Raw genomic sequence first — 15,082 nt, 5'->3', positions numbered from 1 at the left:
ACATAAAAACCATTTGTTCGTTGTAAAAAGTGTTTTAGCAGATGGAGGATATTCTGGAGAAAAATTTGCAAAGAGCGTGCAGGAGATATTAGGATGTATAGTAGAAATAGCTAAAAGAAATACACTTCATAATTTTACAGTTATTTCCAAAAGATGGGTTGTAGAGCGTTCTTTTGCGTGGATAGAAAAATGTCGCAGGCTATGGAAAAATTGCGAAAGAAAACTACATACAAGCCTGAGTATGGTGGTTCTCGCTTTTATTGCTCTACTTTTGAAAAGATTTTAAACAGGCTCTTAGAAAAAATTCTCAGCCCAATAAAAAAATGACTCCTCAAATAGTTACCCGTATTGAAGAAAAAATCAAGTTGCAATAAAGCCCTATACAGATATCCGGATGGATTAAAAGACATGTTAGTCATGAGACCATCTATAATCATATCTGGAAAGATAAACGACAGGGAGGACATCTTTATAGAGAGCTCCGTCATCGAGGGAAAAAATATAACAAGCAGAGAAAGGGAACTTCTGGAAGAGGGAACATCCCTGGTCGTATAGATATTAAGCAACGGCCTTGTATTGTAGAAAAAAAGGCTCGTTTAGGAGACTGGGAACTAGATACAGTCATAGGGGCAGGACATAAAGGCGTAATTGTATCAATGGTAGAAAGAACTTCCAAGCTAAATTAAGCTCGCCAAAGTTTCTCATAAAACTGCAGAGGAAGTAAGTCAAGCGTTAATTGAACAACTTAAACCTATCAAAGATTTTGTACACACATTAACAGCAGACAACGGAAAAGAATTTGTCTATCACTAAATGGTTAGTTTCGAGCTAGAGACAGACTTCTGCCCTACCATTCTTGGGAAAGAGGCTTAAATGAGCATACAAACGGACTAGTTAGGCAATATTTTCCTAAAACACAAAGCTTTTTAGATACGACTTCCAAGGATATGGAAAGGGTGGAAACTTATACTAAATAACAGACCTAGAAAGGCTCTCAACTTCAAAACTCCACTAGAAGTGTTTAGGAGATTATCTACAAACATGCTATGCTCGGGTGCACAATAGATGTTTTTTCAAGTATTTATATGTTCTTTTTTGTGCACTTCGAGGTTGAAAGGGCCTTAGTTAAAATGAATCTTCTTAAAAATTTAAGCTTATAGATGATTATGAAAAAAATTGTTTTAAAATTTGGAGGGGCTGCTTTAGCCGATTTGGGATCTTTTTATCGTATTAGTAAAATGATAAAAGCCAAACTAAGCTCTCACTCTGTTTGCGTTGTAGTGAGCGCAATGCAAGGCGTGACCGATCAACTCCTTCAAGTGGCTAAGAAAATAGATTCCAGACCCCCTTTAAGAGAGCTAGATATGCTTGTTTCTACAGGGGAGGTCTTTAGCATGACTCTTCTAGCAATGGCTCTTCATAAAGAAGGGATAGAGGCTATTAGCCTAACGGGAGAACAGGCTGGTATTATTACTTCCTCATGCCATGTAAATGCAAAGATTATCTATGTGAATAAAGAGCGATTATCCAAGGAATTAGAATCTGGCAAAGTGGTGATCGTAGCTGGTTTTCAAGGAATTAGTAAAAATAAAGAGATTACAACTTTAGGTAGGGGTGGTTCTGATATAACAGCTGTTGCGCTTGCCATTGCACTTTCTTGTAAGATGGTTCAATTCTATAAAGATGTAGAGGGAATTTATTCCATGGACCCAAAAACTTATCCTGAAGCAGAACTGTTAAAAAATATTTCCTATGAGAAAGCATTAGAATTAGCAGAAAATCAAAGTAAAATTTTACACCCTCGCTGCATTATCTTAGCTGCAGCTCATCAAATTAGCCTACAAGTAAGCTCTTTCCTTCATCCAAATTCAACAGGAACTACCATTAGTAATTTGAACTGTGCAAAAAAACCGAATTTTTTGTATGAATGGGAGCATCTAAGAATTTAAGAGGTGCTATGCAAAATCTTCTGAAAATCCCGTCAAATATTTTTGATATAGTTACGATTCTTAATCAAAGTACGAAAGATGACCACCTATTCTACTGTGGTAAATTACAAGATGCATTGATGAAATGTATTGCCTTTGAAGAAATAGAGAAAGGCAATCTATTTAGCGATTTTGTACAGAAATTACCACTCATTCAGACTTCTTTTAAAGAAAAAGACTCTTATTTTCTTAAGATTTCATTACTCTGTAAAAAAATAGGAAATCCTGCCAAATTTTTTTATGAAATCATAGATCGATGGTTACTTCCAGGAAAAAAACCCCATATTTGCTCTTTTTTTAGTTGTGATTTTGTGTTTTCTTATTCTGGTTCAGATCCTTTTTGTCTATCTGAAATGGTAATTTCAGCCAATGATGGGATAGAATTGAAAAAAATGCATAATAACTTCTTGTTTTTACAGAATGAAATTCGCTTAGGTTCAACTTCTGTCTACCAGGCAAGTTGTATTTTAGAAAATAAAGGATTATCCGCAGATCAGAAAAATTTATTCATTCAAGAAAGAATTTCCTTACTGATTCAAAAAAGACCGCAAGATTTTGATTATGATATCTTTCACCAAATGCAACATTTTTTATTTAATACAAGACAAGAATTTAAAGCGTATCGCGATTGTACGCATATGGCTCGGATTATATCGGTATTTTATGTATTGAAGCGTGCATTGGTTAGTCAAACAGAAAACTGCTCGGCGGAGAGATTGATTAAAATCAAATTGCGTAAAACTTGGTTGCAAATGCCTTTAGGTTTTGAAAAGGTTTTAGGAGTATTTATCGCTATTCATTTTCTGAACGATGACGAACAGTTCGAACAAGTTCATTGTATGAGAATGATCGAAAGCTGTTTTCCTGATTTTCATTATATCGAAGGGTCTTATTTCTCTTATGAAGAAGGTCAAGTTCATTTAATTTATCTAGAATTGGAAAAAAAAGATAAATCAGAAATTTCTTCACAAGAGCTAAAAAAACTTAATGAGAAACTCATGGATGAAGTAGAAAACGGTATCCATAGTTTAATGCACCCTCTATTTATCCCGCGTAATGAAGAAGAGGTGATGCGTAATATGATTCTTTTATCCAAACAATTGCGTTATTTTCGGGATATCCCTCAGGTTATTATTAATTTTGATGAGCAATTAGAAGCAGATCTTTTATTTACAGTAATCCTTGTGCGTGTTCGTCAAATATTGGATCCATCTATACAGCAGCTATTTAGTCATTCTTCTCTTGTTTTTATTCCTGATCGAATTAAACAGGTGGGGATGCTAAGAAAGAAATACCCAAAAGAAGCTTCGGTCTTTCGTCTGCGGATTGCTTCTCGTTCTTTTATACGATCCGATCATCGAGTCGACTTATTTCAAGCGCGTCAATTTGTAGCAAAAGAGTTAGAAAAAGTGATTGGAGAGTTTAGAGATTTTAATGGAGGAATGATTACTAAACAACATGAGCGTTTTAGCGAATTAAAGAAAATGTGCTGTCGATTAAAAAAACAAGAAAACCTGCTGTTAGAATATTTTTTCCATTCTATCTACCCCAAAGAACTCAGTACAATTTTTGATCCTTTGCGTTTAAAGGAATTATTTTTTCTGTTTTTAGACCTCTTTGAGAAGAATAAAGATAAAAAAAACAATACGCGATTTATTTATCAGATGAAACCGGGTTCTTGTTTTTTTGTTTTATCTTATTTGGATCATTCGTTAAAATCTAAGGTTTTGGAAAAAGTTGCTCGATTACAAATTTCTTCTTCTCAGCTTATTGCGGTTTTATTTCGTGCTGCGGAATGGGATTATTTGTGTTATGGCTATTTAGAAGAAGATACACAAAAAAAAATACTATTTATAAATACTATCCAAGATGCTCTTGACTTCTAATTCTAAAAACTTAAAAAATTTTCTGCTTAAAACGAGTTTAATCTATGAAACGCTCTTTGATTCAAGTTGTCCCTTCGATTCTTTCCGCTGATTTTGGCAAATTGGCTTTGGAGGCTAAAAAAGTAGAAGAAGCTGGTGCAGATGCATTGCATATCGATATTATGGATGGACACTTTGTTTCTAACTTGAGTTTAGGGCCTAAAGCTGTTGCAGCAATAAATCGTGCAACAAATCTTTTTCTAGATGTGCATCTGATGATGTATAACTCTTACAATTACATAGAACAATTTGTAAAATCTGGCGCTGACCGAATTACCTTTCACTTTGAAGCAACAGAAAATGTGGAAGAGACTCTTCAATTGATTCGAGCGTGTGGAATAGAAGCCGGTTTAGCTTTTTGTCCAGAAACAAGTTCATCCATGATTGTGAAATTTTTAGATAAATGCGATTTGCTTCTTTTAATGACGGTAAACCCAGGGCATGGTGGGCAGAAATTTATACCTGAGATGCTAGAAAAGATTCAATTTGCGCGTGATATTTGCAATCAGATGAAGTTATATAAAGGGGGCAGATTTCTAAGTGAGCTGCAACAAGAAAAAGCGCCTGTGTTTCCTTTTGCCATCCAAGTAGATGGTGGGATAAACCATGAGACAGCTCGTCAGTGTGTAGAAGCAGGAGCGAATGTCTTAGTATCCGGAAGTTATATTTACAGTGCACCAAATATGGCCCAAGCAATTACTAGTTTGAAAACTCTTAAGTAGTTCTTATGAAAAAAGTAGTTATAATCGGTGGTGGAACGGGTAACTTTACCGTGTTAAGGGGATTAAAAGATTATCCTGTTAATTTAAGTGCTATTGTTTCTATGGCTGATGATGGGGGAAGCACGGGAATCTTGCGAGATGAACTAGGGGTGCTGCCTCCTGGAGATGTCAGACAGTGTTTAATCGCTCTTTCAAACTCTTCTAATATGATGCGCTCTTTAATGAATTATCGTTTTGAAAACGGGGGATTAGAAGGGCATAGCTTTGGAAATCTTCTTCTTTCTGCTCTAGAGAAGGTAACAGGTAGTTTTGAGAAAGCTGTGGAAGAAATGGGTAAAATTTTATTTATCAAAGGTAAGGTTATTCCTGTGACCACTCATCAGGTGCGTTTAAAAATGCTTTTAAGCAATCGGAAATTACTAGAAGGAGAAAGAGAAGTATATCTTTCTCATGAGATTGATCAAGGATATAAAAGCATTTATTTAGAACCTTTTCCTAAAGCAAACCCCTATGCAATTGATGAAATTATCAATGCCGATGTGATTGTTTTAGGCCCGGGGGGACTTCATACTTCTTTAATTCCTAATTTACTCGTCGAAGGACTAAGCGTAGCTCTTTGCGCTTCTACCGCAAAAAAAGTATTTGTGGTGAATTTAATGAATCGTAAAGGACAAACCACCGGATTTAAAGTTAGCAATTATTTAGAAGAAATCGTTCGTTTTATTGGAAAAGACATTTTTGATTATATTTTAGTTAATAATGAGCCCCCTCCTGAGGAATTAATAGAGGTCTATTCCGATGAGGGTCAAATTGTAGAAAATGATTTAAAAGATGATCGAATTATCGCTTCTCCTCTTTTAGGGGGACCAAAAGAAATTCCTAAAAAAGACTTGTTAAAAAGAAGCCTTATTCGCCACGATTCTAAAAAATTAGCACAAGAGTTGATAAAAATTGTTAATTATCTTTGATCTTGATGATACACTAGTTAAAACATCTGATTGTATTACACATGTATTGCTCGAACGTAGTTTGCGTGCAATGGTAAATAAAGGTTTTAAAGCACAGAACTTTTATCAGACACTTTTTCTTTTAAGAGAGCTTAATAAGCAAGCTTCAAATGCGGAAGAAGCTTTAAAAGAATTTATTGTCATTATGCGTGAAGATCTTGAATTTATCAATATCGGCAAGGAGCAACTCACTAATTTTACATTAGATATGCCTATTTTCCCCTTAGAATTAGCTGTTGAAACCCTGCATTTATTAAAGAGAAAAAAGCACAGTTTGTGTTTGGTAACAATAGGAAAAGATTCTTTACAAAGGCAAAAACTAGAAAAATCTGGTATTGATCCAATTCTTTTTAGTAAGATTGTTGTATCTGAAGATAGGAATAAAAAGCCTCATTACGAAAGGCTTTTAGCAGAATTTGACTATAGCCCAGAGCAAGTAATGGTTTGTGGGGATCGCATCTCTTTGGATCTTGAACCAGCGATACAATTAAACTGTAAAACAGTACATGTATTATGTGGTAGAGGCTTAAGCGCTAAAGAAAAAACATCTAAAGCTAAAATTACTTATCGCATTTCGAGTTTAGTAGAACTGGGCGACTTAAGAGAGTTGAGATAAATGATCTTAAACTAACATTTTCATTTTGAAAGTATGGAAAAAAATATGATAACAGGCAATCAAATTTCTCCCGGGATGATTCTCTTTATTGATGGTAAAATGTATAAAGTAGAGTCCTGTGTTAAGGTAACCGTTGCTAAAGATAATCCTTTTATGAAAACAATACTAAAAGATCTTTTGACAGAAGAGATGTCGGAGAAAAATTTTAAACTCAATCAAGTTGTAGCAGATGCTGCTCCCCTTGAGCGATCCCTAGAATACCTATATCTGGAAAAAGAAAATTATTTGTTCCTTGATATAGGAAATTTAGAACAGGTTTTAGTTCCCTCTCAGATTATTGGTGATAAAGTAAATTATTTAAAAGAAAGCACCTCTTTAAAAGCTGTATTCTATGGCGATACTGCTTTTTCTATTGAATTGCCTCAGTTCTTAGAACTTGTTGTGCTTAAAACAGAAGAAATGGAATCGGCATTAAAAATGACTAATTCTACAAAAATAGCTTTATTAGAAACCGGGGCTAAAATTGAAGTGCCTGTTTTTATCGAATCTGGAGATATTATAAAGATAGATACACAAACAAATGAATACATTCAGAGAGTTTAAGGAGGCATAAGAGTGGATCTTAAGGAAATTAAAGATTTGATGACTGCTATGCGAAAAACAGGCATCCAGAAACTGATCATTAAAAAAAAAGAAGGGGATGAGCTGCAGCTAGAAACGCAAGTTAGCTCCAATATATCGTCTGTTGGCTTCCCATCTACAGAGCAAAATAAAGAGCAGACTTTTTTCCATTCTCCTCCCATACATTCATCAGAAAATCATTCTCCTCTTGTAAAAGAAGAAAAACCAGGGCAACATATTACAGCTCCTCTAGTAGGTACGATTTATCACTCTGCTTCACCAGACGACGAGCCATTTGTCAAAGTAGGAGATATGGTCAAAGAGGATACAGTTCTCTGTATTATTGAAGCAATGAAGGTTATGAATGAGGTGAAAGCAGGAAGAAGCGGCAAGATTGCAGAAATTCTTGTAGAAAACGGACATCCCGTAGAATTTGGAACCAAAATGTTCCGCATTGTATAATCAATTTTCTTTTTAAGTGTGTGGAAAATGCAGAAAGTCTTAATCGCTAATCGAGGTGAAATTGCTGTACGAATTATTCAAGCATGTCATGACTTAGGTCTACAAACAGTTGCTGTATATTCTCAAGCAGATGCAGAAGCCCTGCATGTGCTACATGCAGATGAAGCAATCTGTATAGGAGAGCCTCCTCTTTTAAAATCTTATCTCAAAATACCCAATATTTTATCTGCATGTGAAGTAACAGGAGCAGATGCTATTCATCCAGGATATGGTTTCTTAAGTGAAAATGCGAATTTTGCCTCTATTTGTGAAAGCTGTGGAGTGAATTTTATCGGGCCTTCTGCTCAAACAATTGCTCTTTTAGGGGATAAAGCTGAGGCAAAAGCCACTGCAAAAAGCGTTAAGTGTCCTGTGATACCAGGCTCAAGAAGTGTGATTTCAGACGTAAAAGAGGCATTAAAAGAAGCTAAGCAAATAGGGTTTCCTATTTTTATTAAAGCATCTGCTGGCGGCGGTGGTAAGGGGATTCGTATAGCTCATACAGTTGAAGAATTTGTAAGACAGTTCTCTGCTGCAAAAACAGAAGCTGAAACCATCTTTAATAATGCAGATGTCTATCTAGAAAAAATGATTGTAAATCCTCGCCATATTGAGATACAGGTCTTAGGGGATAAATATGGAAATTATGTACATTTAGGAGAAAGAGACTGCACTGTTCAGAGAAGAAGGCAAAAATTAATTGAAGAAGCCCCTTCTCCTTTATTAAATCCTTCTTTGCGTAAAAAAATGGGAGAAGCCGCTATTGAAATTGTTGAATCTGCTCGTTATTATTCCGTGGGAACAGTGGAGTTTTTATTAGATGAGAATAAAAATTTCTACTTTATGGAAGTAAATACTCGCATTCAAGTAGAGCATACCATTACAGAAGAATTAACAGGTATCGACTTAGTCAAAGAGCAGATTAAAGTAGCAATGGGTGAAAAATTGAAAATCAAGCAAAAGGATATTTGTTTTGATGGACATGTCATTCAATGTCGAATTAATGCAGAGAACCCCGCAAATCATTTCACACCTTGCCCTGGAGTATTGGAATATTATATTCCTCCTGTAGGTCCTCATGTGCGTATAGATAGCGCTTGTTATTCTGGTTATCGAATCTCGTCCTATTACGATTCAATGATTGCTAAATTGATCGTAAAAGGGAAAGATCGCAATGAAGCCATTGCAGTTGCTAAAAGAGCTTTAAAAGAGTTTCATATTGGCGGGATAGATTCTACAATTGCTTTCCACTTGTTCATGTTAGAAGATAAGTGTTTTTTAAATAATGAGTATTTTATCAATTATATCGATCTGCTAATTACAGAAGGATGTAATTTCACTAAACCCAAAGAATAGATGTCTATACATTCCACCTTAGAATTAGATCTACTTATCTCCATGGATGAAATTCAGGATAAGATTGCTAAAATAGCGGTTCAATTAGAAGCTGATTACAAGGATCAAGAAATTGTGATTGTTATGATCATGAAAGGTGCTATTTGTTTGGTTGCTGATTTAATCAGGGCTATTTCTTTACCCTGTGTAGTGGAAAGCATTCAAGCTAGCAGTTACCATGGAAAAACCAGAGGAAATTTGCAAATAAAAGGACTAGAAGCTCTTGATCTATTAGCCAAGAATGTGCTTCTTGTCGATGATATTTTTGATTCTGGCAATACGCTTTTTCAGGTATATCAAGCGCTTGCTGAAAAAAAGCCCAAATCTTTAAAATCCTTAGTTCTACTTTCTAAAAATGTCTCTGATTTGGAGTATCGCCCTGATTACCTATTATTTTCTGTAGAAAATCGATTTGTAGTGGGTTATGGCTTAGATTACAAAGAATATTATCGTGGATTGAAAGGAATTTATCTTTTTAAAGAGACAGTTTCAAGGCTTCAATAAAAACCCTTAAATATTTCCTAGTAAATTGCTTATTAACTTGATTATAAAAATATATTTATTTTATAACTGTGATACCAAATTTATAGGAGATGGATTTATTGTGGATTTGATTACAAAGAACACTATCGAGGGTTAAAAGATGTTTATCTTTTAAAAGATTTACAAACAATTTCAAATTAAAAAAGGAAATCTACGTGAAAGGGATTATTCTTGCAGGAGGTAAAGGTACTAGACTCTATCCTATTACAATTGGTGTATGTAAGCAGCTTTTACCTGTATTTGATAAGCCGATGATCTATTACCCTTTAGCTATTCTCATGCTAGCTGGTATTAGAGAGGTTTTAATTATTTCCACATTAGAAGATACGCCACGTTTTCAACAGCTTTTTAAAGATGGTTCAGATTTAGGGATTTCTATTTCTTATGCACTGCAAGAAAAACCAGAGGGGATTGCTCAATCTTTTTTAATAGGAGAGTCTTTTATTAATCAAGAGAATGTAGCATTAATCTTAGGAGATAACATTTTTTATGGACATCAGCTCTTTCAATTACTAAAAGAATCTTCCTCTTTTATAGAAGGCGCTACTATTTTTGGCTACGAAGTAAAAGATCCTCATCGCTATGGAGTATTAGAATTTGATACAAACCAAGAAGTAGTTGATATTGTGGAAAAACCTCTTCATTCTAAGTCTAATTTTGCAGTTACAGGTCTTTATTATTATGATCATCAAGTAGTATCTATCGCTAAACAGTTAAAGCCATCTAAAAGAGGGGAATATGAAATTACCGATCTAAATAAGTTTTACTTAAGAAAAAAACAACTACAGGTCAAATTATTCGAACGTGGTTTTGCATGGTTAGATACTGGGACCCATGATGCGCTTCAACAAGCTTCTTTATATGTAAAAACAATCCAGGAAAGACAGGGGATTTATATTGCTTGTCTAGAAGAGATTGCCTATCAGATGGGTTTTATTGATCTAGATCAATTACAAAAAGTAGCAGCTCTTTATGCAGATACCGATTATGGCAGGTATTTAGATAAGCTTGTACAGAAAGAGGGTATAAAATTAGCTAGGATATAGATTTAAAACGAGAGCGCTTTTTATAAGGAGCATTGGTTTTTTTCCCGTATACAACTTCATGTAAATCTTCAATGGCCATAAAAGCACTAGGATCTTCTCTTAGGACAATTTCTTTTAATTCAGCAAGATCTAAACGCTCAACTATGACAAAAATAATCTCTTTAGCATCCCCTGAAAAACCCCCTTTGCCATGCATAATTGTTAGACCAAGGCCTAACTCATTAATGATTGCATGGGAAAGTTCTTTAGATTTTGATGACATAATAAGCACAGATTTTATCTCATCAAGACCTACAATCACTAGGTCCATCATTTTGAAAGCAACAATATACGTCATTAAAGATTGCAAAGCAATGTGCCAATCTTTAAAAATCAATCCATAAGCGGCGAAGATAAACACGTTTACAAATAGAACAACCTGTCCCACTGTAAATCCTTTCTTACGATTAATAATAATCGCTAGAATTTCCGTACCATCTAGGCATCCTCCATGGCGAATAATAAGTCCAACTCCAACCCCTAAAATAGCACCACCAAATACAATAATTTCTAAAGAGTCCGCTATAAAAGCAGGGGATTGGCGTAAAATACTTAAAAAGCCTGCAAATAGTAATACCGCAACTAGCATGTGTATTACAAAAGATCTGCGAATGTATTTATAAGCGAGATAGATAAAAGGCAGGTTTAGAGCAATTAAAATGAAAGATAGGTAACCATCTCCATATAAACGGCCAAAGATTAGAGCAATACCTACAATTCCACCATCGATTAACTGATTAGGAATCAGAAATATTCTTACGGAAACCGCAGCTAAAAACGCCCCTACGGCTATCCAAAGAAAGCTGAGTATGTGATGCTTGGTAATTTTAAAAGAAGATTTGCTCATGGTGTCTACAGAATTTTTTGCTTTAAAATACGATTTAAGCAAGATTTATAACCACTAGTATTTTACAAACGCGAGAGACGGGACTTGAACCCGCAACCTCCGCCGTGACAGGGCGGCGCTCTAACCAGTTGAGCTACTCCCGCAAACGCGGTAGGTTTTGGGCGCAACAGGACTCGAACCTATGACCGCCTGTGTGTAAGACAGGAGCTCTACCAACTGAGCTATGCGCCCCAAACAGTAAAGTACGTAGTTTAAACACATAAGGGTTTTTTTGCAAGAAATTTCAAATAAAAAACCTAAAGCATTTGCGATTTCGAGAGATTCGTTTTACATTCAACGTATATTGACAAATTCATAGATCAATTTTAGTATGGCGTAACACTTTTATGAGAATTTAAGAGTTGTATATGAAAAAATTATTTATCATCTTTCTTGTCTTGTTGGGATGTAATCCTAGTTCCTATGAAGATTTTCAACTTGAAGGGGATGCGCATTTTCGAAAAATGCTTAATACACTGAAATGTATTCAGGATCGTCAGCAATTGTTGCAAGCTCAACCTATTTTAAGGCAACATTTTGAAGATTTAGTTGATTTAATGATAGCGGCTCGTAAATTTCAGCAAAATAGTTTAGAATCCAAAGAATTTTACCCTTCTTTTTATAGTATCGCTTTAAAAGAGGAATTAAAAAGACTTTATGAAATAGAAGGTGGAAGAGAAATTGTAGAAAGAGCGCAGAAGCAGGCATTTCTGCGTTTAGGTACATTGGAAAGACAAATTGCAAAAAAACAAGTTAAAGCTCGGTGAGAGTTGATTTAGAATTCACAAAATGCTCAAAAGGTTGTTTTCTTTCTAACAATAATGCTTTATCTGTTAAGTGATTTACATGAATAGGAACAGCTGTGACATATCCTTTTTCTAGTAAATACACATCGCTTCCTTCCTCTTCTTCATGTGTGCTCCATTTGCCTCCTAACCAGTAATATTCATGCCCTTCCGGGTGGAGTCTTTGTTCTGGAGCTTCCATCCAATAACCCATTCCTTGATGAGCTAATTTTATACCTTGAATTTTTTCTGCATTTGGAAAATTTACATTCAGTAAAGTTCCTTTAGGCAGCGGTTGGGCTAAGCATTGTAAAGCAATAGGCTGCACAAATTCTTTAAACTGTTCGTAATTGGGATTTTTATAATTGACGGAGGAAAAAGCAATTCCAGGGACATTTTTCATCGTCCCTTCAATAACAGCACCAACTGTACCGCTATAGAGAACAGTTCTTCCTGCATTAGAGCCTCGATTGATTCCAGATAGAATGAGATCAGGTGTTTGATCTAAAATAGCGTGTAGTCCTAAACGCACACAATCCGCAGGAGTGCCCGTTACTTTCCATGCAGCCGGGTTGTTTGGCCAAAGAACGGATTGAATTTGTAAAGGGTTTCTTAAAGAGATACCAGCTCCTACGCCAGATTGTTCTGACGCAGGGGCTATGATAACAACTTCTGCAAAACTGCAAACAGCTTGATATAAGGCAAAAAGTCCTGGGGCTTCAATCCCATCATCATTTGTGATTAGAATGTAAGGTTTTTTTTGCATTTATATCTCCTGTAGGGTTGATGGAGGAATTTTATTTTCAGCTAATTTAGAGACTGCATAAATAGCAATTAATCCCACAAAAAAACCGGGGATCATGGATGGTATTTTAGCGTTGAAATAAGGCCAAATCGCTGCTGTAATGCCACCAGTTAAAATTCCTGCCCAAGCTCCATATTTATTTACTCTTTTCCAGTATAAACATAATAGAATTAAAGGTCCAAAGGAACAGCCTAAACCAGACCACGCATACATTACAAGTGAATAGATAGTACTATTTTTTGCATAAGCAATAAAAAAAGCAAGGAATGCGACCATAAGAATTCCTATTCGTGCAACTATCAATCTCTCTTTGGATGAGGCTGTTTTACGGATTAAGCGTTTATAAAAATCTTCTGAAATATTAGAAGAAAGAACTAATAACTGGGCGCTCATTGCGTTAATTGTAGCAGCTAATACACCGCATAAAATAAAGCCTACAAGAAAAGGAGCAACAGAATCTCTTACCATTAAGACAAAAAGTTGTTGAGAATCTTCTAAACCTTGTTGGAAATACAAAATACCAACTAGGCCAACTAAAGTAGAGGCGCTAATAGAAAGAACCATCCAACTCATGCCAATATATTGAGATTTTTTCATTTCTTTTACATCTCTAATTCCCATGAATTTAGTGATGATATGAGGCTGGCCGAAATAACCCAATCCCCATCCAAATACCATATAGATAACCTCTAAAATAGAGTGGAAAGAGAAGTCGGGGATTAGAGATAAAGGTAAATTTTTTGCATGCATAACTTCAAGAAGACGATCCCATCCACCTAGCTTGTTCAGTAAAAAAAGGGGGGTGGCTATAATCACTATCATGAGAAAAATCCCTTGAAATAAATCAATCCAAGCAAGCGTTAAATAACCTCCTATAAATACATAAGGAATGACAATACAAATTCCAATACAAATCCCCCAAGAATAAGGAATTTGAAAGAGAACCTCTAAGAGAATACCAAGCCCGACTAGCCCAGCTGAGATGTAAATAGTATAAAAAACAATCGACATAGTAGCGGTAAATACGCGGATAAGTCCATAGGTGTCAGCTAATTTGCTTTCAAAAAAAGAAGATAAGGTTAGACTATTGTACTCTTCAGTTGCTGTTCGTAATTTAGGTGCAATCAATTGCCAATTTAAAAACATAAATAGCATCAAACCAATAGCTGCCCAAGCATTAAATAAACCAGCTGCAAAAATAGTTGCTGGATAGCCCATAAACAGCCAGCTGCTCATATCGCTAGCATGAGCTGCTAGTGCAGTTAGCCAGTAATTTAAAGACCTACTGCCGATGATAAAATCTGTGGCGGTTAGATGGCGTTTATAGGAGTAGATGGCAATACAAGTTAGTAAAACAAAATAACAAATAACAGCGTATAATTCAGATATATACATAGCCATAGATTAAAGCAGAAGTTAAGGTTTTTTTAAAGCTTTTTGAGAACCGGAAATACGGGAGACTGTTGCTAAATTATCAATCGCATTAGGAAATTTCTCCTGTAGGTCTTTTAAGATGCTTTTCACTGTTTTGCGCATAGATTTTTGACCTACTGGACATTGACAAACAACTCTGGAAAATTCATAAAATTTAGCAAACTGTACTAAGTTCTCTTCAGGCACGTAAATTAAAGGTCGAATAATAGTAATACCGTAATCATGCATAGGAACTTTAGGTAACATGGCAGCAAATTCTGCTTTATGCATAAGATTCATAAAAAGCGTTTCTACACTATCATCGCGATGATGACCAAAAGCAATAGTCGTTGCTTGGACGCTTTTTGCTGTTTCAAAAAGAATTTTTCTTCTATTGCGCGAGCAGGAATAGCATTGCAATGTATTTAGATCCTGATTTACATTCACAATGGTAAGAGGAACATCTAACTTTTCACAAATTCCTTTTAAAAAAGAGTTGCTCATTCCAGCTCCACAAGAAAAATCCCCACCAATATGAATAGCATGTAGTTGGACAGAAGGAAATCCTCTTCCTAAAATTGCTTTGAGTAAAAATAATAAACTTAGGCTATCTTTGCCTCCGCTTAAAGCGATTGCCAATTTATCAATCCCTTCTAATAGTTGATATTCGTATAAAGCCTTGCGACACAAGCTTTCTAGCTTATGCCCTAAACCAGTCCAAGGAGGAGTAGCTAATGGAATAGGTAAGTTTGTCATTTTTTACAGTCCTTTTTTGGAAACCATTATTTCA

The 15,082-nt window shown here is 35.4% G+C and carries 16 protein-coding genes, 2 tRNA genes and 1 pseudogene; 13 read left to right on the top strand and 6 right to left on the bottom strand.

What is annotated here, in order from left to right; genetic code table 11:
* Window positions 1-10 precede the first annotated feature (10 nt).
* The 12 genes and pseudogenes from RHABOEDO_RS07520 to rfbA form a co-directional block, all read left to right on the top strand.
* Window positions 11-286 (top strand): annotated as a pseudogene (locus tag RHABOEDO_RS07520) (transposase); the annotation flags it as partial.
* Between the two features lie 94 nt (window positions 287-380).
* A complete protein-coding gene (locus tag RHABOEDO_RS11550) occupies window positions 381-686 on the top strand; it encodes an IS30 family transposase (protein WP_220017891.1) in 306 nt (101 codons plus the stop codon).
* Window positions 687-1,166: 480 nt separating this feature from the next.
* The gene (locus RHABOEDO_RS07510; protein WP_215216835.1) at window positions 1,167-1,949 is read left to right on the top strand and encodes an aspartate kinase; all 783 of its coding nucleotides are present in this window, start codon (window positions 1,167-1,169) and stop codon (window positions 1,947-1,949) included.
* Between the two features lie 8 nt (window positions 1,950-1,957).
* Window positions 1,958-3,874, top strand: coding sequence for a hypothetical protein (locus tag RHABOEDO_RS07505; protein ID WP_215216836.1), 1,917 nt, complete (start codon window positions 1,958-1,960; stop codon window positions 3,872-3,874).
* Window positions 3,875-3,918: 44 nt separating this feature from the next.
* Window positions 3,919-4,635, top strand: a complete 717-nt coding sequence (gene rpe, locus RHABOEDO_RS07500; protein ID WP_215216837.1) for a ribulose-phosphate 3-epimerase — start codon at window positions 3,919-3,921, stop codon at window positions 4,633-4,635.
* 5 nt (window positions 4,636-4,640) lie between these two features.
* Window positions 4,641-5,603, top strand: coding sequence for a gluconeogenesis factor YvcK family protein (locus tag RHABOEDO_RS07495; RefSeq protein ID WP_215216838.1), 963 nt, complete (start codon window positions 4,641-4,643; stop codon window positions 5,601-5,603).
* Entirely contained in the window at window positions 5,587-6,258 is a 672-nt protein-coding gene (locus RHABOEDO_RS07490) for an HAD family hydrolase (RefSeq protein WP_215216839.1), read from the top strand. The genes RHABOEDO_RS07495 and RHABOEDO_RS07490 overlap by 17 nt, the downstream gene beginning before the upstream one ends.
* A gap of 45 nt (window positions 6,259-6,303) precedes the next feature.
* Window positions 6,304-6,861, top strand: coding sequence for an elongation factor P (locus RHABOEDO_RS07485; RefSeq protein ID WP_215216849.1), 558 nt, complete (start codon window positions 6,304-6,306; stop codon window positions 6,859-6,861).
* 12 nt (window positions 6,862-6,873) lie between these two features.
* Window positions 6,874-7,341 (top strand): acetyl-CoA carboxylase biotin carboxyl carrier protein, encoded by a 468-nt coding sequence (accB, locus tag RHABOEDO_RS07480; RefSeq protein WP_215216840.1) that lies wholly within the window; start codon window positions 6,874-6,876, stop codon window positions 7,339-7,341.
* A 27-nt stretch (window positions 7,342-7,368) separates the two neighbouring features.
* Window positions 7,369-8,736 (top strand): acetyl-CoA carboxylase biotin carboxylase subunit, encoded by a 1,368-nt coding sequence (gene accC, locus RHABOEDO_RS07475; protein WP_215216841.1) that lies wholly within the window; start codon window positions 7,369-7,371, stop codon window positions 8,734-8,736.
* Entirely contained in the window at window positions 8,737-9,279 is a 543-nt protein-coding gene (locus RHABOEDO_RS07470) for a phosphoribosyltransferase (RefSeq protein ID WP_215216842.1), read from the top strand.
* Between the two features lie 194 nt (window positions 9,280-9,473).
* Complete coding sequence (gene rfbA / locus RHABOEDO_RS07465; RefSeq protein ID WP_215216843.1) at window positions 9,474-10,364, top strand: glucose-1-phosphate thymidylyltransferase RfbA; 891 nt, start codon at window positions 9,474-9,476, stop codon at window positions 10,362-10,364.
* Here the strand turns inward: rfbA and RHABOEDO_RS07460 are convergent.
* The 3 genes from RHABOEDO_RS07460 to RHABOEDO_RS07450 all read right to left on the bottom strand — a co-directional run bounded on the left by RHABOEDO_RS07460 (window position 10,354) and on the right by RHABOEDO_RS07450 (window position 11,481).
* Complete coding sequence (locus RHABOEDO_RS07460) at window positions 10,354-11,250, bottom strand: YitT family protein (RefSeq protein WP_215216844.1); 897 nt, start codon at window positions 11,248-11,250, stop codon at window positions 10,354-10,356. The two genes, rfbA and RHABOEDO_RS07460, sit on opposite strands and share 11 nt — an antisense overlap.
* Window positions 11,251-11,319: 69 nt before the next feature.
* Window positions 11,320-11,393 (bottom strand) — tRNA-Asp (locus RHABOEDO_RS07455).
* 15 nt (window positions 11,394-11,408) lie between these two features.
* Window positions 11,409-11,481: transfer RNA gene (locus RHABOEDO_RS07450), tRNA-Val, on the bottom strand.
* Between the two features lie 176 nt (window positions 11,482-11,657).
* On the opposite strand from RHABOEDO_RS07450, the gene RHABOEDO_RS07445 reads away from it, so the two are divergent.
* Complete coding sequence (locus tag RHABOEDO_RS07445; protein ID WP_215216845.1) at window positions 11,658-12,056, top strand: hypothetical protein; 399 nt, start codon at window positions 11,658-11,660, stop codon at window positions 12,054-12,056.
* Here the strand turns inward: RHABOEDO_RS07445 and surE are convergent.
* The 3 genes from surE to RHABOEDO_RS07430 are packed head-to-tail and all read right to left on the bottom strand — an operon-like array spanning window position 12,043 to window position 15,048.
* Window positions 12,043-12,840 carry a 5'/3'-nucleotidase SurE gene (gene surE, locus RHABOEDO_RS07440; RefSeq protein WP_245397497.1) on the bottom strand — a complete coding sequence of 266 codons (798 nt, stop codon included), beginning with the start codon at window positions 12,838-12,840 and terminating at the stop codon, window positions 12,043-12,045. The genes RHABOEDO_RS07445 and surE overlap by 14 nt on opposite strands.
* Entirely contained in the window at window positions 12,841-14,280 is a 1,440-nt protein-coding gene (locus RHABOEDO_RS07435) for a sodium/proline symporter (RefSeq protein WP_245397496.1), read from the bottom strand.
* A 15-nt stretch (window positions 14,281-14,295) separates the two neighbouring features.
* On the bottom strand, window positions 14,296-15,048 hold the full coding sequence (locus RHABOEDO_RS07430; RefSeq protein ID WP_215216846.1) for a tRNA 2-thiocytidine biosynthesis TtcA family protein: 753 nt from the start codon (window positions 15,046-15,048) through the stop codon (window positions 14,296-14,298).
* Window positions 15,049-15,082: the final 34 nt, after the last annotated feature.

It is taken from the genome of Candidatus Rhabdochlamydia oedothoracis, assembly GCF_019453995.1.
GTDB classification, from domain to species: Bacteria; Chlamydiota; Chlamydiia; order Chlamydiales; family Rhabdochlamydiaceae; genus Rhabdochlamydia; species Rhabdochlamydia oedothoracis.
The sequence above is the reverse complement of the archived record's forward strand: the minus strand, read 5'-3'. Positions and strand labels throughout refer to the sequence as shown.